This window comes from Paraburkholderia sp. JHI869 (genome assembly GCF_038900775.1).
Lineage (GTDB): Bacteria > Pseudomonadota > Gammaproteobacteria > Burkholderiales > Burkholderiaceae > Paraburkholderia.
The window spans coordinates 189,026-210,904 of sequence record NZ_JAYMSC010000004.1 but is presented as its reverse complement, the minus strand read 5'-3'; the positions used below and the strand labels follow the sequence as shown (position 1 = coordinate 210,904).

Annotated in this window: 18 protein-coding genes; 9 read left to right on the top strand and 9 right to left on the bottom strand. The window is 58.1% G+C overall.

Annotated elements, in window-relative coordinates; translation table 11 throughout:
• Nucleotides 1-82: 82 nt before the first annotated feature.
• Together VSR72_RS10010 and VSR72_RS10005 are read right to left on the bottom strand one after the other, a co-directional pair.
• Nucleotides 83-1,186 (bottom strand): acyltransferase, encoded by a 1,104-nt coding sequence (locus VSR72_RS10010; protein ID WP_342952218.1) that lies wholly within the window; start codon nucleotides 1,184-1,186, stop codon nucleotides 83-85.
• Between the two features lie 232 nt (nucleotides 1,187-1,418).
• Nucleotides 1,419-2,216, bottom strand: coding sequence for a 4'-phosphopantetheinyl transferase superfamily protein (locus tag VSR72_RS10005; protein ID WP_342952217.1), 798 nt, complete (start codon nucleotides 2,214-2,216; stop codon nucleotides 1,419-1,421).
• Nucleotides 2,217-2,797: 581 nt separating this feature from the next.
• Here VSR72_RS10005 and VSR72_RS10000 point away from each other — a divergent pair.
• The 3 genes from VSR72_RS10000 (at nucleotide 2,798) to VSR72_RS09990 (ending at nucleotide 7,298) form a co-directional block, all read left to right on the top strand.
• Nucleotides 2,798-3,706, top strand: coding sequence for a glycosyltransferase (locus VSR72_RS10000; RefSeq protein ID WP_342952216.1), 909 nt, complete (start codon nucleotides 2,798-2,800; stop codon nucleotides 3,704-3,706).
• 295 nt (nucleotides 3,707-4,001) lie between these two features.
• Nucleotides 4,002-5,873: an HAD-IIIC family phosphatase gene (locus VSR72_RS09995; protein WP_342952215.1), complete on the top strand. Its 1,872-nt coding sequence runs from the start codon at nucleotides 4,002-4,004 to the stop codon at nucleotides 5,871-5,873.
• Between the two features lie 258 nt (nucleotides 5,874-6,131).
• Complete coding sequence (locus VSR72_RS09990; protein ID WP_342952214.1) at nucleotides 6,132-7,298, top strand: hypothetical protein; 1,167 nt, start codon at nucleotides 6,132-6,134, stop codon at nucleotides 7,296-7,298.
• Nucleotides 7,299-7,462: 164 nt separating this feature from the next.
• On the opposite strand, the gene VSR72_RS09985 is transcribed toward VSR72_RS09990, so the two are convergent.
• From VSR72_RS09985 to VSR72_RS09955, 7 genes are all read right to left on the bottom strand, one after another.
• Nucleotides 7,463-8,641: a hypothetical protein gene (locus VSR72_RS09985; RefSeq protein ID WP_342952213.1), complete on the bottom strand. Its 1,179-nt coding sequence runs from the start codon at nucleotides 8,639-8,641 to the stop codon at nucleotides 7,463-7,465.
• Nucleotides 8,642-9,013: 372 nt separating this feature from the next.
• Entirely contained in the window at nucleotides 9,014-10,444 is a 1,431-nt protein-coding gene (locus VSR72_RS09980; protein ID WP_342952212.1) for a UbiA family prenyltransferase, read from the bottom strand.
• 150 nt (nucleotides 10,445-10,594) lie between these two features.
• The gene (locus tag VSR72_RS09975; protein ID WP_342952211.1) at nucleotides 10,595-11,020 is read right to left on the bottom strand and encodes a GtrA family protein; all 426 of its coding nucleotides are present in this window, start codon (nucleotides 11,018-11,020) and stop codon (nucleotides 10,595-10,597) included.
• Nucleotides 11,017-11,760 carry an SDR family oxidoreductase gene (locus VSR72_RS09970; RefSeq protein ID WP_342952210.1) on the bottom strand — a complete coding sequence of 248 codons (744 nt, stop codon included), beginning with the start codon at nucleotides 11,758-11,760 and terminating at the stop codon, nucleotides 11,017-11,019. The genes VSR72_RS09975 and VSR72_RS09970 overlap by 4 nt, the downstream gene beginning before the upstream one ends.
• Nucleotides 11,760-13,079: an FAD-binding oxidoreductase gene (locus VSR72_RS09965; protein WP_342952209.1), complete on the bottom strand. Its 1,320-nt coding sequence runs from the start codon at nucleotides 13,077-13,079 to the stop codon at nucleotides 11,760-11,762. The genes VSR72_RS09970 and VSR72_RS09965 overlap by 1 nt, the downstream gene beginning before the upstream one ends.
• 445 nt (nucleotides 13,080-13,524) lie before the next feature.
• Nucleotides 13,525-14,616, bottom strand: coding sequence for a TAXI family TRAP transporter solute-binding subunit (locus VSR72_RS09960; protein WP_342952208.1), 1,092 nt, complete (start codon nucleotides 14,614-14,616; stop codon nucleotides 13,525-13,527).
• Between the two features lie 59 nt (nucleotides 14,617-14,675).
• Nucleotides 14,676-15,692 (bottom strand): hypothetical protein, encoded by a 1,017-nt coding sequence (locus VSR72_RS09955; protein WP_342952207.1) that lies wholly within the window; start codon nucleotides 15,690-15,692, stop codon nucleotides 14,676-14,678.
• A 755-nt stretch (nucleotides 15,693-16,447) separates the two neighbouring features.
• Between VSR72_RS09955 and groES the strand changes: the two genes are divergently transcribed.
• The 6 genes from groES to VSR72_RS09925 all read left to right on the top strand — a co-directional run bounded on the left by groES (nucleotide 16,448) and on the right by VSR72_RS09925 (nucleotide 21,815).
• Nucleotides 16,448-16,738 carry a co-chaperone GroES gene (gene groES / locus VSR72_RS09950; protein ID WP_028202123.1) on the top strand — a complete coding sequence of 97 codons (291 nt, stop codon included), beginning with the start codon at nucleotides 16,448-16,450 and terminating at the stop codon, nucleotides 16,736-16,738.
• A gap of 44 nt (nucleotides 16,739-16,782) precedes the next feature.
• Nucleotides 16,783-18,423 carry a chaperonin GroEL gene (gene groL, locus VSR72_RS09945; protein ID WP_342952206.1) on the top strand — a complete coding sequence of 547 codons (1,641 nt, stop codon included), beginning with the start codon at nucleotides 16,783-16,785 and terminating at the stop codon, nucleotides 18,421-18,423.
• A gap of 472 nt (nucleotides 18,424-18,895) precedes the next feature.
• A complete protein-coding gene (locus tag VSR72_RS09940) occupies nucleotides 18,896-19,849 on the top strand; it encodes a UDP-glucuronic acid decarboxylase family protein (RefSeq protein ID WP_342952205.1) in 954 nt (317 codons plus the stop codon).
• The gene (locus VSR72_RS09935; protein ID WP_342952204.1) at nucleotides 19,846-20,826 is read left to right on the top strand and encodes a glycosyltransferase; all 981 of its coding nucleotides are present in this window, start codon (nucleotides 19,846-19,848) and stop codon (nucleotides 20,824-20,826) included. The genes VSR72_RS09940 and VSR72_RS09935 overlap by 4 nt, the downstream gene beginning before the upstream one ends.
• Nucleotides 20,807-21,208, top strand: coding sequence for a GtrA family protein (locus VSR72_RS09930; protein ID WP_342952203.1), 402 nt, complete (start codon nucleotides 20,807-20,809; stop codon nucleotides 21,206-21,208). Before VSR72_RS09935 ends, VSR72_RS09930 begins: the two co-directional genes overlap by 20 nt.
• Nucleotides 21,209-21,218: 10 nt before the next feature.
• Nucleotides 21,219-21,815, top strand: a complete 597-nt coding sequence (locus VSR72_RS09925; RefSeq protein ID WP_342952202.1) for a hypothetical protein — start codon at nucleotides 21,219-21,221, stop codon at nucleotides 21,813-21,815.
• The last annotated feature ends 64 nt before the right edge of the window (nucleotides 21,816-21,879 follow it).

Here is a 21,879-nt window from a genome sequence, read left to right as displayed (position 1 = left end):
TGGCGCAACGAGGCGCTGGCTTGCCTGCCCGTTGCCGTGCTGAGAGGGCGAGGGCAGCAGCCGTCAACAGCAGGCTTGAGCGCTACCTGTGGCCGTGCGCCAACTCGCCGGCGACGACGCGCTGTTGCCTCGACCTTCTGCGCAGTACTTCCATCGCAGGGCGCTCGACCAGAAGATGGAAGATGTAAGCCGTCGCGAGCCCCACCGGAAAGAGTCCAATCGACCAGAGAATGCTGACCTGCCTTGTCCCATGAAACAGACACGAGGTCAGGAGCATGAAGATCGGTATATGCACGATGTAGAGCGAATAGCTGAAATCCCCGATCTTCTCGAGCACGCGCATCGCGAGGCCGTGGCTCGCGTGCGCATGCAGCATCGCGACAAATAACGGCGTGAACGCGAGCGCCCAGGGCAGGCACCAGAGGTATCGCGCATCTCGCATCGACGCGACACAGCCGAACACCAGCAGAATCGGCGATGCGACCAGGAGGTAGCGTCGCGGAAAACGCAGTCCTCGCACCTCGCGCTCCGCGATCCACGCACCGAGGTACCACGAAGACCAATACGTCGTGAAGATGAGCGTCCCGCGCCGCTCGAGCAGTACATAGGAAACCACACTCAGCGCCATGAGCCACGCGAGCAGATGATTCGGCCCAAGCCGTCGCTGCGCGGCCAGGAGCAGCGGATAGAGCAGATAGAACTGAACTTCGAGCGACAAAGTCCAGAGCACGGTATCCGAACCGTAGACCGGCGAGGCGACGCCCTGTATCGCAAGCAGATTTGCGAAGAAGGTCCGCAAACTCAGATCGCCTATTTGCTTGTTATGCGGCAAATATTGGAGACTGATGCTGTCGAGCGCGAACGTAAGTAGCAATGCGCAAAGCAGCACGGGATAGATGCGGATGAAACGCCGCAACAGGAACTCTCGCGCGTCGAGCCGGTACTGCGGATTGTGCGCGAGCAGCACCGCCTGACTGCGATGAATGCAGTAGCCACTGATGACAAAAAAGATCGGTACGCCGATCGGGCCCCAGACGAACGGGATCGACAGGTAGGCCAGCACCGTGTCGAGCGAAAACGCCCGGTGATGCCCCTCGATGAACGCCCGAATGCCGATCCACGTAAGCAACCGGCAATGAAAATACGCGACGGCCATCGCGGCGATGCCACGCATCGCATCGATCATGCGCGTTCTGTCTGCGTCTCCCCCAGTTACCGCCTGGTTCATGGCATCCCCCACCTTGCGCGTGGCTTCGCCAAACGCTTGCGGCGTGCCCGCGCGTTGTTATGCGCTTGCCCGATTTAAGCGAGGCGGCGCCGAAACAACTGTGCGCCGACATACATAACTCATGCGCAATGGGTATGCGTAGCCCGGGGAGGGGGGCACGCTGAGACCGCCGCTGCTGGCCACTTGCAGGTCAATTCATCTCGACGATAGACCATTCGGTGCGCCTCGCGGCCACCGCTGCCGCGCACGCTGGGCCGGATGTCAAGGCGCGAACGCGCCAATGCGTCGCTTCCTGCGCCTCACCGCCGACGAAGCGGGGTGTGGTGTCGCCGTGAACGGAAAGATCGAACTCGAAATGCTCCGGCGGGAGGATGAAGCCCGTGCCGAGCGCCTTCAGGCAAGCCTCCTTGCGCGCCCAGGTTTCAAAAAAGACCGTTTGCCGTTCTGCATCCGCGAGCGCGTCGAATTGCTCACGCTCCCGTGCGGAGAAGACCTGGAGCGGCATGCTCTCCTCGATCGGGCGAATATTTTCCACGTCGATGCCCACCTCGAACCCGCTCGAAATGGCGAGCGCCGCCGTATTCTCGCTGTGGCTCAGGTTGAAGCAGATCGTCCATCCGGCAGGTTGGCTCGTGCAATACGGTTTGCCTTCCGGACCGTACTCAATTGCGACCGCGCGCGCTGGGAGTGCGGCATAGCGGCCAAGGATCTGTCTGAGTTTTCCCCGTCCGGTCACGTAGCGGCGGCGATGCAGCTCGAAGCGAAAGTTGCCGGCCCGTTCGTGCTCCTGCGCGGAAAGCATCTCCCAGTACCGATCGAAATCACTCCCGCAGGCGTCAAGGTCCCATTGCCAGACATGGACTTCTTGCCTGGTTGGCGGCGTGAGTGGCGACGAGAGCATTGAGGGCCTGGTTCGACTTGCGGTGGGAAGAGTCGGTGCGGCACGGGGTTTCGCGTGCCAGCCGGTTGAGTGCGCAACGAGTGGCACACGCACCAGAGAATGTACAGATACAACTCTCGCGGATTTGTTGGGCAACCCACGGAACAACACTAGCGACACGGCCTACGATTCATCAGAGCGTGATGCAATTACGCTGCACTGCGTGCGTGCATCCGTACGGGGATCGACGAGTCGACGCGGCAATTGCCGAAACAAGGCGTCGACACAAAACCGGTGAGGCTTTCCCAATGTAGCTGGGCTGCACGGTCCTTTGCGACTCGATGCGGCGCCGGACGAATCATCTATTGCTTTGGCTTCCAGAACGCCTCTCGCTTGCGTTCGTTATTGAACTGCGTCAGCTCCATGGCGTTTGAAAGAAACTGGGCCGAAGCCCAGGGGGAAGATTTGTCGATCGTATGTATGAAATTGGAAAGTATGTTTAATAATTATGTAAGAAATGTCTCAACGTCTGCAGCGGATGGATATGTTCCACGGTAAGGAACGGTAAGAATATGTGTGATTGACGTGCTACCAGATCAGGATCGATAGTCCTACTCTTTGCACGAGGAAGTTGTCGAAATTCAGATTCGAGGTGCCGGATGCGGTGTGATTTTGACAATGGCTACAACGTGAGTGTGATAATTCCACACTACAACAGCGTTGACTTGCTTTGGTTGGCAATAGAATCGATATCTAGTCAAACCGTTGTTCCGCAGGAAATTATTGTCGTAGATGACGCATCCGGACTGCATTTCGAATTGCCGAATCGTTGCGGGGACAACATTGTCTTGCGCCTGATTCGCGAAAGCGAGAACCATGGTGCGGCGTGGTGTCGAAACCGGGGCATTGAAGAGGCCACCGGCGATCTGATCGCTTTCCTGGACGCTGACGACCAATGGCTGCCGAACAAGCTCGAGCGCTGCATTGCCGCGTTTGGCCCCAAGCCTGCCGGGAACGAAGCCAAGGTGCTCTTCAGTAACGTCGTGCTAACGGAAGCCGGGCGGCGCATCGTGGGCAACCGCTCGCCCTACGAAGGCCAGTCGATGCTCGACTTCATCCTGCTGGAGGGCGGCTACATTCAGACCTCGTCGATCATGATGTGGCGTCATCAGTACCCTCTGATCAGCTTCGATGGATCGTTGCGCCGTCATCAGGATTGGGATTTCGCCATTCGAGCTGAAATGGCTGGCTGCGTATTCGTTTATTTGCACGATGCGCTGGTCGAGTATTCCTTGAGCGAAAGTCCCGCGAGAATATCGAAGGCGGTCAGTTGTGAACCCAGCCTCGTATTTTTTGAAAAATATCACAAACTGATGTCTAAAGGGCATGTCTCATCATTTGTATTTAATGTTTTGATTTACAAGAAAATGAGCATTGCCTTGAGGCTTGCCATTGTCGAGCGAGTTTTGTTGAGGGAAATCGAGATTCCCAGCAAGGATTGGGCGGCACTATTTACGAGGCTGGTTATCGGGTGGGGCGGTGTGAATTTAATCAAACAATTGAGACGGATAATCCAGGCTGAGGATTATTCGACTTGAGTTGCATCGGCCTCGAAAAATAAAAGTCATAGCCGGCGACTCGGCAAGCTTGCAGATCCAGTTTCCTCCCCTCCAGTTTGATCCCCTTGAAGTTTGAAGCTCCCGTCAAGGGCTGGTTCTTCCCCTTTATATCTTCCAAATCGGCCCTGGCCTGTCGAGGACGTTCATAAACGTCACGTGCACCGCATCCGGCTGGGGTTGTGTATGTCGGCGCACAGATGGTGCATCTGCGCTCTGCTCTAATCTCAAGGCCGAAACCGGCGGTGTGGAGAACGTTTCGACTTCGAGGTCCCAAATGCGTCAATTTGTCCGCGATTTGTTTTACTCGTCCGTCGCCGATAAACAGGTCAATTTACCGCTGCCGCCGACGTCGCTCGCGATCCATGCGCGCAAGCTCAATATATTGCTGCTCGGCACGTGTTCGGTGGAGATGATCGTCAAGCGGAGCGCAAACTCCGGGCACAACATCCGGCACATCCTGATGGGCTCGAGACGCCACGCCCCGATCCCAGAGGCCGCGCCAACCGATGACGTCGTCGTCGTGAATCTTACGCTCCGTCACATTCTGGGCGAGGTGACGCAAACGCCTGAACCTGTGGTGGACATGGTTTTTTCGCGCCTGCGTTCTGACGACGAAGCGCGCGCCTTTCTGGAGAGCACCGGGGAATACCTCGCTCAGAAAGTGGCGCAGGTCGCCGCGCAGATCACGACAGCTCCGATTGTCTTCATGTCGTTTTTCGAGCCGAGCTTCAATTACGACGGCGATCTCATCGATCCGTTCGGTACGACATCGCCTGGATATCTGGTGCGTGAGATCAACCGGCTTTTGTCGGACGCTGTACGCAAGACGAATAATTGCTACTTTCTCGACGCCAACGAAATACTGAATTTTATCGGCCGCCGGCACCTGCAGGACGACGTCCTGTTGAGCAGCTCACATGCTTCGTTCATCAATGATTGGGACTTCAAGCTGGACGCGAATCGGCTGATTGCGCCCAAAGCAATCGGGAATATCGTGACTTATGAAGTCGCGTCCCGCGAATTTACCCTCGCATTCCTTTCCCGCATTGAAGCGATAGTCAAGGTCATCGAGCAGCGAGACCCAGTGAAGCTGATTATCGTCGACCTCGACGACACCATGTGGCGCGGCATCGCAGCGGAAGGCGATAGTGTAAGTCAGGAGCAACGCATCGAAGGCTGGCCGATCGGTCTTGCCGAAGCCTTGCTGTTCTTCAAGAAGCGCGGCGGATTGCTGGCGATCTGCAGCAAGAATGAAGAAGCGCCCACCATTGAACGGTTCAACGCCATCTGGCGCGGCGCCATTACCATGGACGACTTCGCGTGCGTGCGCATCAACTGGAAGCCCAAGTCGCAGAACATCCTTGAAATCCTCAAGGAGGTGAATCTGCTTCCGGGCAACTGTGTCTTCATCGACGACAACGACCGTGAATTGTCGGAGGTGAAGGCGGCGATCCCGGCTATTCGTTGCCTTGGCGGCAACCATTACGACTGGCGGCGCATCATTCTGCGATCGGCCGAAACGCAGGTCCCGATCGTCACCGAAGAATCGTCGCGCCGCACCGAACTCGTGCGTGCGATCTCGCAGCGCGAAGCCAGTGTCGACGCCAACAATGGTGTTTCGCGGGAGGAGTGGCTAGCTTCGTTACAGCTTCGTCAGTCATTCTTCTTGATCAAGACGCCGCAATCCAGGCACTTCGATCGCGCGTTCGAACTCATCAACAAGACAAATCAATTCAACACGACCGGGAAGAGATGGGAGCGCTCGGAGTTTGAGACGTTCATCAGCCAGGGCGGGTACTGCGTCGTCTCTTCGCTGCGCGACAAATTGATCGACAACGGCATCATCTCCGTTTGCCTGATCAATGGCGAAAAGATCGTCCAGGTCGTGCTGTCGTGCCGCGTGTTTGGGCTTGGCGCGGAACTGGTTGTTGGGGCGATTGCGACGCGGTTGGCGCTGAAGTCGGGCGCTGAAGTGAGCGCCGAGCTCATCGATACCGGCAGGAATGCAACCTGTCACGACTATTTCAAACGGCTCGGGTTCTCCCAAACGGCCGCGGGCTTGTACTCGCGCACCGCGAACGAACTGCCGTCCTACATCGAGATCGAGAATCTCGGCGCAGCGGAGTTTCCTCCTGTGCGGATCTAGAAGACGCCCGTTTAAATAACTCCCTCGGGCCCTTGGAGCATGTGTGAAATCAAGGGCCGCCGCGAGGCACAATTACCGCCCCAATTGAATGGTCCAGCGAGTAAGGGCGTGTAAGAAGTGCTCGGCGGCACACATTCATTCGACGACATCGTTGCTAGCGTGGCGGATATCCAGTTTGAATGGCCGCTCGGCCCTCTGATGGCACACCCTAAGGCGTGTCGTTCGTAATGTTTAGGCGATCAACTCGAGGCGTTGAGCATGACAAACAACATCAAAAAGTGGCTGGGCGTGCTGACCATCGCCGTATGCTTTGGCTGGGTACTTCGTGTCGGCCTGACCCAGCCCGATCACAGCGGGTTCAACTGGGACGTCATTGGCTATGTCGCGTCCATGTACAAGCAGGACGGTCTTACTGGTGAACCATTGCGGCGCGCGGTCTTCGCGAACGTTCTTGAAGAGGTTGGTGAGAACGACCTCGAAAAGCTGACGGCGGGGGCCTCGCGAAGCCAGCAGGGATCGAGTCCGGTCGAACAGGTTCCGGACGCGAGCTATCGCGCCACGGTATTCAACGATCCCATCTCACTCGAACAGCAAATACCTTTTTACTCGATACGCGTTCTGTATCTGCAATCGATCCGACTCGTCGATCATTTCGTCCACTCTTATTCGAGTTCATCGATCCTCGTCAACGCAATCTACGCCGCGCTCTGCGTGGTCATCGTGGCACTGCTACTCCAGCATTTCCAGATTTCGCAGCTTTATCTTCCAGCCATTATTTTCATTTCTAAACTTACCACCATTGGGCGCATCTCTTCTCCGGATGCCCTCGCATGTTTGCTATCGCTGCTGGCGCTGTTGCTTCTGGTGAAGCGCAGCAGATGGGTATTCGTGGCGATCGTCGCACTTCCACTGGCTAGAACCGATTTTGTCATTTTCTCGCTGATCCTGTGCCTGTTTTCACTCCGGTTATTTCCGAAACCGCTCGTGGCGCTTTCTGCGGCAATGTCTGTTGGGCTACTTGTTGTCGACAACCACTTCAACGGAAACTACGGTTTTTTGCGGGTGTTCAATTTCACGCTATTCGGCGTTGATCCGTATCCTGCGGAAATGAAGAATTCGACGAATATTGCGGACTATGTGAGCGCCTACATTTCGGGTGCGAAGAGAACGCACAATAGCCAACACACTCTTGTCTACATGTTCTCGTTGTTGCTCTTTGGTATGCGATTTTATAGACGCGCCCCGCTTGCTGAGCTGGACTATATATTCATGGTGTCGATGATTTTTGTTTCCTTGCATCTGATTCTTTTTCCGATTTATCTGGAAAGATTTTTCGTGTTCCCTGTGATTGTTTCGTTGATTTACCTGATCAATCGGATGGCTGAAGGGGCAGGATTCGCGGCCGGACGATTGAGACACGCCTGACCCCCTACCAGCAGCCCTCGTCGAAGCAGGTTGATGGCGTGAGCGCCGGATCAGCAATCCCGGCGCCACCGAAAGCTCGCTGCGGTCCTTGCGTCTTGCCACGCCACCAATGCGTGACTCTCACGGCGAACTGTCCAGGTTCCATTGGCGCCATCTACGTATGACTACATCCGGGGCGCGGGGCGGGAGAGGGTGCTTTGTTTCGGGGAAACACTCAAAGACCACTGACAGACTATGGCTGCAGCCAGTAGGACATAGGTTGCGAGGAAGTAATAGGCTAAAGAATGCACCCGAATATCAAACAGACCTTCAAGGCATAGTGGCAGGATGGTGAGGAAGGGGAATATTCTTAAAAATAAGCCCACCCAGCCATCACCTCGAGACGAAAGAATCATCGACAAATAGAGGCAAACGGAAAAAACGCAGAAGTCATACGACATCAATCTTGGATTGAGTAGTATGAGAATCGCGAGAAAATAAAACAATTCGCTTTCAGATCTGATCCGGAGAGAGCTTTGCGCGTGCTTGCTTCGAAGGACGATAGATATCAGCACAACGGCAAGCATCAGAAGGAGATGGAGGGCAACCCCTACTTTTCCCATTCCAAACCTGGAAAATACACCAAGAATTGTGATGCCTGCGTCCCCATGCTGAACGATCTGACCGTAAATGGCGCCCCGGAATCCGGCCCATAGTTGCGGGTAAAAAACGGGCTGGAATACGTAGATACCTGCAACTGATATCAGCACTGCGGCGAATGAGGGCAAGCTGCGTCGGGGCAGAAAAAGATAAAGAATGGCATAGGCAAGGAAATAGGGCTTGATGGCCGAGAAAAAGATGATCGCTATCACATGCGGCGTCAAAGTATAGATCGACCGGTGTTTGTATAGAAAATATGATAGTGATACGAGCAGCAGGTGCGCAAAGACGCTTATGTTGCCTGTCTGGATTGAAGCAAAGCCTGACCCCCCAATCAGAAATCCGAGAAGCAAGCAGGAAGCCAGGCGATGATATGGAATAAATGATTTGAGACTGATGCAAACGAGAACGATTCCGGCTATCGAGGCTAGAACCAGGAAAGCAAAGAAGATTGGGAAGTCGATAGCCGAAAATATCTTCAGGAATACGGGCGGATAGACAAATGGAAAATCCCCCGCTGCACACGTGTAGGGGTCAGGCCCAGACGAATAGCAGTTCAGACCTTTCTCATAGACGTGGTAGTCCCAAAAAATAGAGTCAGCTTTTCCGCTGAATGCGAGAACCAATAAGAAGCAGACAGCCGCCGATAAACTCCATAGACGCCATGTCTTGTCGTTACTAACACTTGCTGCCTCTAGCTTCAATTACGCCCCCATCTCGATCAATGACCGTCAAATTCCATGGCAGGTTGATGGACACACATGTTCCGTCTTCGGATTTCCCAGCCGATCACAGCGCAAATAGCACGGGTTTTGATCGTGAGGGCGATCGTATACTCGACGATTCGTCGGCGAAACGCGAGGAGCCCACGGTGGCTAAGTTCGAAGCGAGAAAGCGCGAACGGTATCCACAGGTACTTCGCGGAAGGACGCGCGCTTCATCGGATTCAGTGGAATACCCTAGGGCAGGGCGGTGCCTGGGTCTGTACGCCAGCGTACGTCGCTGACCGAGGCAAATGCGAAAACGCCGTTCGACTTGCGGGAGCTGTGTGCCGCAACCGAGTACTTGGCGCAGTGCTAGATCGCGAGCAGCATGCTCAGCCCAGACAGTCCAATCACGGCGAGGCTCGCGCGATCCTTGAATGCAAACACAATCGGGTCGTCATGCATCGTGCCGCGAAACGCGCACATCCAGATCCGGCTCACCCAGAAGAGCGTGAGTGCAAAGGTGGCCCACAATGCCTTTGGGTGGTGATACAGCGCCTTCATTTCCGGCGTGTTCAGATAAAGTGCGAGCACGAGCACGGCGAGGTACGCAGAAGCCGTGCCGAACGAGCGCAAGATCGAGATGTCCTGCGTGATGTAGCCGCGGCCGGCGGCTTCGGTCTTGCCTTCGCGCACGATCATGTCGAGTTCGACATAACGCTTGACCATTGCAAGCGAGAGGAAAATCGGCACGCAGAACAAGATTAGCCAGTACGACAGCGGGATGCCGGTTGCCGCGCCACCGGCGATCACACGCACGGTGTACAGGCACGCAAGCGTGAACACATCAACAAGTGTCATGCGTTTGAGCGCGAACGAGTAGGCAACGGTGGTCACGAAATAGGCGGCCATTACGACGCCGAACTCGCGCGGCAGGAGTGCTGCGAGGCCGCCGCCGGCGGCGAGCAGTCCTGCAGTGAGCACGATGCCGAATTTCAGCGACAGCTTGCCCGACGCGAATGGACGGTTGCGCTTGCGCGCGTGCCGCCTATCGGCGTCGAGGTCGAGCATGTCGTTAAGCAGGTACACCGACGAAGCGGCCAGGCTGAACGACAGAAAAGCGATACAGGCGGCAGCGACTGCGGAACGGTCCGTGAATTGGTGTGCGGTGAGAAGCGGCACGAAGATCAGCACGTTCTTCACCCACTGATGCACGCGCATTTCCTTGAGCACCAGCGGTATCAGCCGGCGCTTTTCCTCGAAAAAGAGGATCGCAGCATTCGTCTTGCGGGCCGCGGCAGCGATGTGCTTGTCACCGACCACGATCGCCTTGCGCGCCTGGCGCCATACTGGCAAGTCCGCTCGCGCATCGCCGCAATAGTCGAAGCCGTGGTCGCCGAACTGCTCAACGAGCGCCCGAGCCTTGTTTTTGCCGAGCAGGTTGTTGCTGACCGTGCTTGCGAGCACACCGGTAAAGAGTCCAATGTGCGCGGCGATTTGAGAGGCGAGGCGCTGGTTTGTGGCCGTGCAAAGATACAGATCGCGTCCGCTCGCCCGCTCGTCGCGCAGCCATGAGAGCAGTTCTGTGTTGTAGGGCAGCACGCCAACGTCGATGTTGACGCGCTGTGCGATCTGCTCCTTCAAATAGGCGCGCCCGCGCAACGCCCACACGAAGCACAGGAAGATCGACAGAGGACTCTGCTTGAGGAGTACGAAGAAGGCTTCAAACAACAGGTCGGTGCGCGTGAGCGTTCCGTCCAGGTCCACGCACAGCGGGACAGGGTGTGCAGCGGGCGTGGCCATGTTCATTCTCCGTGCCGGGGCAGGAACAGGTGGACCGGTTGTTGCCGTGTTGGTCGGGGCGCAGCGCAAGCGGCACTCGCGCGGTCCGCGATCCGGCAGAGCATCGTAACGACGGCCGCGTGCAGGCTCTGTGCTGCAACGCACACGTGCTCAAGCAAACACAAAACGCTTGTCGAGGTGGTATTTCGTGACATAGCCGATCACCAGACCGAGTGCGCCACCAGCGAGGCGCGCGATTTCATCGTGAAAGAGCGCATCCGCGGCGAATTCAACGGCCCAGAAAACGACTGTCGTGCCGAGTCCCATGGCGACGTACAGCGTGAACGTGCGCACGCCGTGTGCGACGCTGCGGTGCTCGTAGCGGAATATCCAGGCCTTGTCGAGCAGATATTTGACGACGAGGCCAACACCGGTTCCGACGCAGACCGAAATTGGCACCGCAAAAACGCCTTGGTACAGGTGAAAAGCCAGGCTCTGGCTGCCGAGATTCGCACCGATAGAAATAGCGGCGAACACCGAGTACCAGAAGACGAGGCGAGAGCGGCTCAGCACGACGCCCGTGGCCGGGCTGCTCATAACGAAATCCTCTTAAATACGAAGCTGGGTAGGGATCGGATCACGAGCATAATTTCCGCCCAGAACCAAGGCGTATAGATCGAATCCTTGCCGCGTTCCACGGCGCGCACGATATCCGTCGCTACGCGCTCGGGCGATGCGACGAGCGGGCCGGGCAGCGCGAGTCCGGCTGTCATTGGCGTATTCACGAAGCCTGGCTTGATCGTCAGGACTTTCACATTTGATTTGAACAGCCGCGCGCGCAACCCTTCGCAAAAAGTTGTCACTGCCGCCTTGGCGGTGCCGTAGACGTAGTTCGAAGGGCGCCCGCGGTCGCCTGCTACCGACGAGATGACGGCGATCGAACCGCTCTTCTGTGCTTCGAACACGCCGGCAAGCAGGGTGAGCAGTGCGATTGTCGAGAGTGCGTTGACGGTGATTTCACGCACCGCGGCCTGTGGATCGCGTTCACACTCCGACTGGTCGGAAAGCGTGCCGTGCGCGAGCAGAACGATGTCGATGCGGCCAAGCTCGCTCATGGCGGCGTCGAGCATCGGGCCGTGCTGTTCGAAATCGTTCACGTCCAGAACGAAGGTGCCGACGCGCCCCGCGCCACGTACTCGGAGATCCTGCGCGACGGCTTCGAGACGCGTAGCGTGGCGACCCGCAAGCATGAAGTTCGCGCCGCCCTTGATCCATTCTCGAGCACAGGCCACGGCGATGGCGGAGGAACCGCCTACGATCAGAATGTTCTTGTCCATTAGCGGGTTGTCCGTTGCCAGAAGCGCGACATCAAGGCCGGGTCGCGCAGTTGTTCGAGCGCCTGCCACGCTGGATAGGCGGTGCGAAAATCCGCACCGCTCATGTGAGCATCCTTCGCCGGATACTGGCGGCCGCCCGCTTCGCGCACGATCGCGTCGAGTCGGGCGAAGAGCGTCACGTTGCGCGTGTCGTGCTGGGGAAAATCGAGTGCGAGCGAGATTCCCTGCATCGGGAACGAGAGCAGCCCCGGGGAGGCGAGCGGGCCGCAGCGTTTGAGGACTGCGAGGAACGAGCCTGCGTGGGTCGACGCGATCGCGTCGAGGAAGGCGTGCAACGCGTCGCGGGCCGTAGCATCAGGCACGACGAATTGATACTGCTGGAAGCCGCGCCGCCCATACAGGCGATTCCAGTCCCTTATGCTGTCTAGCGGGTAAAAGTAGCTGGCGCAATTGACCACGGAGGGGCCTGCCTTGCTCGCAGCCCGGCGGTAGTAGAACTCGTTGAAGAGCTTCAACGTGTAGCGATTCACGGGTGACCAGGGCGGGGCGAACGGCACGCTCCGCACGGGGCGTTGCGGCATGTCGAATTGCTGGTCGGTTGCATGGTCGGCGCTGACATAGATGCCGCGGCCAAGCGAGGTGCCGCGCCGCAGACAGTCGATCCATGCCACACCGTACTCATGCTGCGCGTCGTACTCGTGTGACAGTGCAAGAAACTCGTCGAGATTGCCGAACGGAATCGTCTGGGTAGCGAGGCGGCTCGACTCGACGGGCATCAGTTGCAATTCGACCCATTCGACGATCCCCGTGAGGCCAAGACCGCCGATCGTTGCGCGGAAGAACGCCGCGTTTTCTTCGGGCGCGCATTCTAGTGGCTCGCAATCGGAGCGCAGAAGCGAAAATCGTCGAACGTGTCGACCGAACGTGCCGCGCACGTGGTGGTTCTTGCCATGCACATCGTTGGCGACCGCGCCGCCGAGCGTGACGAATTGTGTGCCGGGCGTAACGGGCAACATCCAGCCGCGGGGCACCGCGAGCGCAAGCACTTCGCCGAGCGTGACACCCGCCTCTGCGCGTACGACGCCAGTTTTCCAGTCTGCCGCAATGAAGCGATCGAGACCACGCAGCGCAAGAACGTGGTCGGTGGCGGCGAGACAACTATCTCCGTAGCTGCGCCCGTTTCCGAACGGCAACGTCGTCCCGAAATGCGCACCCGCGTCGCGTAGCGCGGATTGCGCGTTCTCGCGCCAACCCGGCTCACGGCCGGTTTGCGGTGCGTACGGGTAGTGGCCCCAAGAACTGAGCTTCGAAACGCTCATGTGCAGTCGCCAGACAATGAATTGACAGTTGGCGCATGTTAGGCAGGCTGCCCCGGGATTACCGTGCGCCGGAGCACAAAGGCCGCCTTCGAGCACGCGCGTGATCCGTGGCTGACTGCGTTCGGGATCACAGGCGCTCCCATTCGGTCGTGAGACGTACCTAAGAAAAAACGACGCGTGGCGTCGCCAAACGCGAGGCGAGCGCACCGCGTGGTCATCCGCGATCGGCGCGCTGTATTTTTAGCGCATCCGGGGGCGCTGCGGTGTCCCGTGGCGGAACAAGCCTGCCATTTGTCTGAGCTCAGACGATTGTAATCATGCGTATGACTGAGCTCAGCGTGAGGATTTGCTTCGCCTTGATTCTGCTTTGATTCATTTGGCTCGATATTATTTCCTGGTTGCCCGGTTCGCGCCGCCTTTTGGAGGATGTCCATTCCGTGTCAAATTACTTGCAAAGCAGCAGCAGGCGCTCCTGGTCCGAGCACGGCCGTGCATTGACTTGTTCGGTGGTGGCGGCGGCTCGTGTCGGCGCGGCCGCCTGCACCGCGGCTCGATGCGCGAAACACGCCTTCAGGCGTCGCTCAACGGGGCGGTAGTATTGCCAGCCTTTGCCGAGGCCAGGTAGGTCGAGCTTCACCTGCTTCCACTTCGGATGGCCGTGCTCCTGCAGGTTGCTGAAGTTTTCGCAGAGCGAATCGCCAAAGCGCTTCAGGTTGCCGACCGTATCGCGCAGGTTGTAGTCGTAGGTGACGAGGAACGCCTTGACCGTCCACGTCGGCACGTCTTCTTTCAGCCAGTTCGGATAGCTCGATACGTGGATCGTCGCGGGAAAATAGGTTTGCTTTGCGCGCGCCGTTTCTGGCGCGTTCGGATCGACGCGCAGGAAGCGGATCTGCTGCAGCAGTTCGGGGTTCATGTCGGTGAAGAGCTTGGCCGGTTGCCCCGCGACAATGATCGCCACATCGATCTTCTTGACGATGAGCGCGGCCAGCGCGTCTTCGTTGCTCAAGTGCTGCGCATTCTGCTCGGGAATGGGCTGGCCGAACATGAGGCGGTACAGCGTCGTTGCCGACTGCGCGGTACCGCTGCCGATCAGGCCGACGCTCATCACCTTGTCCTTGATTTCGTTGATGTTCTTCATCGGCGAGTCGTTACGCACGACGAAGTAAATCTCTTCGTCATAGAGTGGCATGATGAGTCGTAGCGGCCGGATCAGCTTGCCCGCGTCTTCGTTGCCGGAGTTGGCCATATCGACATAGGCCTGGTAGACGTCGGACTGCACGAGCGCGAGCTTCACGCCGGGCTCGAAACGCATGCGCTGCACGTTTTCGGCCGAGCCCTTCGATGGAATCACTTCGAGGTCGATGCCCGCCGGCTGCGCCACCCATTTCGCGAGGTCCTGGCCGATCTGAATGTATGTACCGCGCTCGGGGCCGGTCACGATCTTGTAGTTCGCGTCTGCGGCGGCGGCGAGCGCGGCCGTCGAAAAAAGCTGGGTGATCAGCGCCGCCAGTACCGCGAGTATCGCTTTCAGCATGGTCTCTCTCCCGCCTTTGTGTACGTCGTACGGCAGACTTGAATCTTCCCGAATCCTATTTAATGACTGGCTTCGGAGGATGGAGCCTCTTTCAACTCAGGCTGGAGAATGGCGCGCTCCTGGGCATCGACGCCGTTGTCGTTGCTGGCCGGACTGGCGGCGTCGGCGGTTGCGGATTCGCTCGTGGCGGTTGTCGTAACGCTCGCGCTAGCACTGCCGAGGTCCGGTGGATTCCCGTTCGTTGTTGTGCTGGCCGCGCTCGGCAGCGGTGGAGGGGGCGCGATTGCGGTCCGCTCGCTGGGTACGGCCGGCCTGGCGGCGCCCCAATCTCGCGACGAAGGCAGCGGTACGGTGCGTGCGCCGCGCGGCAGTGGCACGGCCGCGTCCGCGTGCGCGGTGCTATTCGGCGAACGCAGCGGCGACCAACCCGTCGCCAGGATGGCGCGCTCCATCAACGACCGCGCGTGCAGGTTGCCCGGATCAATCGCGAGTGCCTCCGATGCCTGTTCTCGCACGCAATCCCAGGCATGTTGCGAGGCACATCGGTCCGCGCTTTGCAACGCGTTATCGCGGCGTTGCTGCGCCGGAGCGCTACCGCGCTGTATCTTGCGGGCCTCCTCATTGTTCGCGTCAGGCGTAAGTGCGTCATTCGCCATCGGCAAGCTTTTCTGAGCGAGGCTCGTACGCGTGGCGCGTATTTCTCTTTCCTGCCCGTGCCTTTCGCCGTACAGCAGAAACACCGCGTATGCGATTGCGACAATGAGCCAGGCGAGCAATACGCCCTTCAGGAAGAGCCCTTTACCGGTGCGCCAGAACGGGCGGTGTTCCTCGAGTCGATAGTGGTGCAAATAGTCTGCGTGCACCGACGGGCGATTGGATGCGGCCGCGCCGGCAAGCATAGGCGTTGCCGCGGATCCAATGACTCTTAACGTGGCTTTCGGGCGCGCGTGCGCAGCCGTGTCGAACGGGTGATCCGTGCCGCAGTGAGGGCAGGAATCGACGTACTGGTAGAGCACTCCGCCACAGCGCTTGCAAGATGTGGGGAAACTCTGGTCGGAAGTCATCTGAGCGGACATGCTGTCGTTCCACCGTCATGGCGACGCCATTTCGGCATGTTCAGGATCGTCGTTGAAGCGATCGGCGAGGCCTCGCGGAACCCACGATCTGCATGCGCAGGAGAGCGGCGGTGCCTGACCGGGCACGGCCGCTTAAATCATCATATGGGTGATTTTCCATTCATACGCAAATTGCCAGTGTTGTCTACCGCACATATACGTTGCCGCCGTACGACCGAACTCAAGTCAGATCCGGCGCGGTTCTGGGCGACGAAGCCGGCTTGACCGACTATCTGTAACCACGGGGCGCGGTTTGTTGGGTGCCATGTCCGTACAACGCTCTGGCCCTCTAATAGATCGCCGTAACCGTCGCCGCAGGGTTGGGGATTTCCCCGAGAGATTTCCCAGATTGCTCGCCGCATCGAGGCGCGCTTGCTGGAGGCATCTACCCCCCAGATCCACTCGGTTCCTTGTCGAGCCACGCGTCATGGTCGCCTATCGTATTGTTTTAATTGGAAAATATTTAAATCTGGCACTTAATTCAAGCGGCCGGTAGCCCTAACTTCGGTCAGGAAAACTGGCTGCAAAGTTGTATCGACCTCTGCGGAAATTCCCCATTCCGCCCCTTCTTGAATTTGTCACTCCCCGTCCATATAATTAGCACTCACCGCATGAGAGTGCTAACAACGCTCGGTGCACAAACATCTCTGGCTGGCGGTAACCGGCAGCCAGGTTTTCTTGAGTCTCTTCAAGTCCCAATCAACAGAGGAACATCCATGAACCTTCGTCCTTTGCATGATCGCGTGATCGTCAAGCGCCTGGATCAAGAAACCAAGACCGCTTCGGGCATCGTGATCCCGGACGCAGCGGCAGAAAAGCCGGATCAAGGCGAAGTCCTGGCCATCGGCCCGGGCAAGCGCGACGACAAGGGCGCCCTGATCGCGCTCGACGTGAAGGTCGGCGATCGCGTCCTGTTCGGCAAGTACGCTGGCCAGACCGTCAAGGTCGATGGCAACGAACTGCTCGTGATGCGTGAAGAAGACATCATGGCCGTGGTGAACAAGTAAGTTCAGCCCACCGCACATTCATCAAGAATTCAAGGAGTTAGAAGATGGCAGCTAAAGACGTCGTGTTCGGCGATTCCGCCCGTTCCAAGATGGTTGAAGGCGTGAACATTCTCGCCAACGCAGTGAAGGTCACGCTGGGTCCGAAGGGCCGCAACGTGGTTCTCGAGCGCTCGTTCGGCGGCCCGACGGTCACCAAGGACGGTGTCTCGGTCGCAAAGGAAATCGAGCTCAAGGACAAGCTCCAGAACATGGGCGCGCAAATGGTCAAGGAAGTGGCTTCCAAGACCAGCGACAACGCCGGTGACGGCACGACGACGGCTACGGTTCTGGCCCAGTCGATCGTCCGCGAAGGCATGAAGTACGTCGCATCGGGCATGAACCCGATGGACCTGAAGCGCGGCATCGACAAGGCCGTCGCAGCAGCAATCGAAGAGCTGCGCAAGGTCAGCAAGCCCTGCACGACCAACAAGGAAATCGCTCAAGTCGGCTCGATCTCGGCAAACAGCGACACGTCGATCGGCGACCGTATCGCTGAAGCGATGGACAAGGTTGGCAAGGAAGGCGTCATCACCGTCGAAGACGGCAAGTCGCTGCAAGACGAGCTGGAAGTCGTCGAAGGTATGCAGTTCGACCGCGGCTACCTCTCGCCGTACTTCATCAACAACCCGGACAAGCAAGTCGCCGTGCTGGAAAGCCCGTTCGTCCTGCTGTTCGACAAGAAGATCTCGAACATCCGTGATCTGCTGCCGGTTTTGGAACAAGTCGCGAAGGCTGGCCGTCCGCTGCTGATCATCGCTGAAGACGTCGAAGGCGAAGCTCTGGCAACGCTGGTCGTCAACAACATCCGCGGCATCCTGAAGACCGTTGCTGTCAAGGCTCCGGGCTTCGGCGACCGTCGCAAGGCCATGCTGGAAGACATCGCGATCCTGACCGGCGGTCAAGTCATCGCTGAAGAAACCGGCCTCACGCTCGAAAAGGCAACGCTGAACGAACTCGGTCAAGCGAAGCGCATCGAAGTGGGCAAGGAAAACACGACGATCATCGACGGCGCAGGCGAAGCCGTGAACATCGAAGCGCGCGTGAAGCAAATCCGCACGCAGATCGAAGAAGCGACGTCGGACTACGACCGTGAAAAGCTGCAAGAGCGCGTTGCCAAGCTGGCAGGCGGCGTGGCAGTGATCAAGGTCGGCGCTGCGACCGAAGTCGAAATGAAGGAAAAGAAGGCACGCGTGGAAGACGCGCTGCACGCAACCCGCGCTGCCGTTGAAGAAGGCATCGTCCCGGGCGGCGGCGTTGCGCTGATCCGTGCACGTACGGCAATCGCCAGCGTCAAGGGCGCCAACGCTGACCAGGACGCAGGTATCAAGATCGTCCTGCGCGCGATGGAAGAGCCGCTGCGCCAGATCGTCACGAACGGCGGCGAAGAAGCGTCGGTCGTCGTGGCAGCAGTTGCTGCTGGTCAAGGCAACTACGGCTACAACGCAGCGACGGGTGAGTACGTCGACATGGTTGAAGCCGGCGTGGTCGACCCGACGAAGGTCACGCGCACCGCGCTGCAAAACGCAGCTTCGGTTGCTGGCCTGCTCCTGACGACGGACGCAGCTGTTGCTGAAGTGCCGAAGGAAGATGCTCCGATGCCTGGCGGCATGCCCGGCGGCATGGGCGGCATGGGCATGGACATGTAAATTCGGCTCACGCCGGAACTACATCGAAGTGCAGGGGACACGTCGTGAGAAGTGTTTCCCCCGACCAACGAGTAACTCCCGCAGTGACGAACTGCACTCCGTGAAGTTGGGCAGTTAAAATCTAGTGGGAGCCTTAGGCCTGAGTCCTGCATTACGCAGACTCAGGCCTTTCAATTTGGATCCGATGCGTCGCGATTATCGTGGCGGAAGCGCGAACTGATGTGATTCTGGGGAGCTGCAAGGTGTGATACTATCGCTCGCTAATTTCAGCCAGCCGAAGTTCATAACGCAACCCATAAGGCCCTCCTACCTCGGTCAGCTCCGACAAGATGACGCGGCAATTGCGCCCATCGTGCTTGTTCTCTGGTAGGCAGCTAGCGTTGGGCAATGATCGCCGCATTTTGCGCAGACTTTGTCGGTATCGAGCACGGCTGCCGATTCATTGACATATTGGCGTCACTTTGGAAGTGTTATGCGAGTTACGAACAGAAAGAGGGTAATGATCACTGGGGGAGCGGGCTTTTTGGGTTCGCATCTCTGTGAACGTCTGCTGGCCGAGGGTAACGACGTTCTTTGTGTCGATAACTTCTACAGCGGCACGAAGGATAACGTTGCCCATCTGGTCGGCAATCCCCATTTCGAACTCATGCGTCACGACGTGACGTTTCCGCTTTACGTCGAGGTTGACGAAATCTACAACCTCGCGTGCCCCGCATCCCCGGTTCACTACCAGCGAGATCCGGTTCAGACCACGAAGACGAGCGTGCATGGCGCCATCAATATGCTCGGCCTTGCGAAGCGCACGAAGGCGCGTATCCTGCAAGCGTCCACGAGTGAGGTCTACGGCGACCCGGAAGTGCATCCGCAACCGGAAGGGTACTGGGGGCATGTGAACCCCATCGGCGTGCGGTCGTGCTATGACGAGGGCAAGCGCTGCGCCGAGACGCTCTTCTTCGACTATCGCCAGCAACACGGTCTGGACATCAAGGTCGTGCGAATCTTCAACACGTATGGCCCGCGCATGCATCCGAACGACGGCCGTGTCGTCAGCAACTTCATTGTGCAGGCGCTGCGCGGCGAAGACATTACGGTCTACGGCGACGGCTCGCAAACGCGCAGTTTCTGCTACGTGGACGACCTGATCGAAGGCTTCGTCCGCATGATGGCGACGCCGTCGGACGTCACCGGCCCGATCAATATCGGCAATCCGGCCGAGTTCACGATTCGCGAACTGGCTGAAACCGTCCTGAAGATGGTCGGTGGCCGCTCGAAGCTGATCTTTTCTCCGTTGCCCAAGGATGATCCGAAGCAGCGCCAGCCCGATATCACGCTCGCACGCGGCAAGCTTGGCTGGGAGCCTCAGGTGAAACTGGAGCAGGGCCTGGCGAAGACTGTCAACTATTTCCGGAGCTTTCTCGGGCTATGAGCTTGGCCGAAGCAAGTCTGATCGTCGTGACGCCAGTCTATGAGGATGTCGAGGCGAGCAGCCGACTGTTCAAGGAGTTGGCTGCGGAACTCGGTAACGACATTTTCATCGTCGCAGTCGACGATGGCTCTGTGCGCCAGCCGGTCGAGGTTTCCAGTCTCGATGCCGCGAATGTCGCCGGCGTCGTGCTGAAACTGCGTCGCAATGTCGGCCATCAGCGTGCCATCGCGATTGGCCTGGGCTACGTCGCCGAGAAGATTCGGCCGCACCAGCGCGTCGTGGTGATGGATTCCGACGGCGAAGATTTGCCTTCGACAATTCCCGTCCTGCTGCAGCAACTCGAATCCGATCAGGTCGACGTGGCTGTTGGTCAGCGTAGAAGCCGTGTAGAGACATTCCGCTTCAAGGCTTTTTACGCTGTCTACAAGCGCTTGTTTGGCCTGTTGACCGGACGCGCTATCAGCTTCGGCAACTTCATGGCGCTCAAGGCGCATTCCGTCAAGCGTCTCGCCGCGATGCAGGACCTTGCGATTCACGTCGCGGCAGCCGTCCTTGCTTCGAAGCTGCGTGCCAAGGGGTGCCTCCTGGATCGCGGCCCGCGCTATGCGGGCCAATCGAAGATGAATTTTGTCGGCCTGGCGTTGCACGGTTTCCGCGCGTTGATGGTCTTCGCGGAAGATGTTCTCGTGCGCGTCGGCATCGCATGCGCATTCATAGCCGCCGTGTCACTGTTCGCGGCCGTCCTGACGGTCATCTTGAAAATGACGGGCTTTTCCACGCCCGGTTGGTTTTCCGTGGCCTTCGGCATCCTCATGCTCACGTTATTGCAAACGGGGGCGCTTGCGTTGATGTCGTTGATGCTGACCGGCGTGATTCGCGGCGGGACAGTCACAACCACGATCGCATATCACGACTTTATCGACAGTGTTGCCGAGTCGGCCAGAACCAGGGCGAGAGATGCATCGGTCACTGAATGAGTTGATTCGCTACGTGATCAATGGGCTGGTGGCCACGGCAGTCAACTACGGAGTCCTGCATACTTGCATTGAGGTTCTGCACCTGCGGTCGGCCGGTTTGGCCAATTTTATTGGGTCGGTGTTCGGCATTACCTCGTCGTTCCTCGGCAACCGTTATTTTGTTTTCGGCGGAGCCGGGGAGCCCATCGGCAGCCAGGCCTTGAGGTTTCTGGGGCTCTATGCGGCCATCGCGATACTCAACGGTGGCGTCATGTACATCTGGAGCGATGTCTACGGGCTTGGCTACCGCAGTGGCTTTCTGTTGACGACGGTGGCGCAGTTTTTGTTGAGTTATTTGGGCGGAAAGCAGTTCGTCTTTAAACGACGCGCTGCCGCCCGGTAAAGGGGCTAGCTTGAAATACGTTAAAACGGTTGCCGCAATTGCGGTTTTCATTGTCCTGTTGCTGGTGGTGTACATCGCGTACATCAAGTTGTTCGAGGTGAACGTTGTTTTCTATTCGTCGATTTATTCGGCGATCATTGCAACGGCCATCTTTGCAGGTTTCGTCTTCGTGCTGCCGTACTTCCGGGTCTTTTCGACGCTCGAGAAAGTGCAGACGATCGCCGTGTGCTTCCTGCTTGGCTATATCTACGCGATCAGTGTCCCGACCGTGATCGACCGGTCGCTGTCGTTCTATATTCTCGAGAAAATACAGCAGCGCGGCGGCGGCATCCAGGAGGACAAGATCAATTATGTCTTCACGAACGAATACGTCAAAGAGCATCATCTGATGGCAATCCGGCTTACGGAGCAGCTTCAATCCGGCACCATCGTCATTCAGGACGGTTGTGTCAAGCTCACGCCGTGGGGCGACAAACTCGCGACGCTCAGCCTGCTTTTCCGGGAAAACATGTTGCCTAAGCGCCGTCTGTTGCTCGGCCAGTACACGGATGCGTTGAACAATCCGTTCAAGCACAGCGAAGCAACGCCCGACTACACATGTCACTGACGCGTGCCTCGACAGTGGGTCACGCGACGCACATTCGACACGAACGATTACTTAATTCGATTTT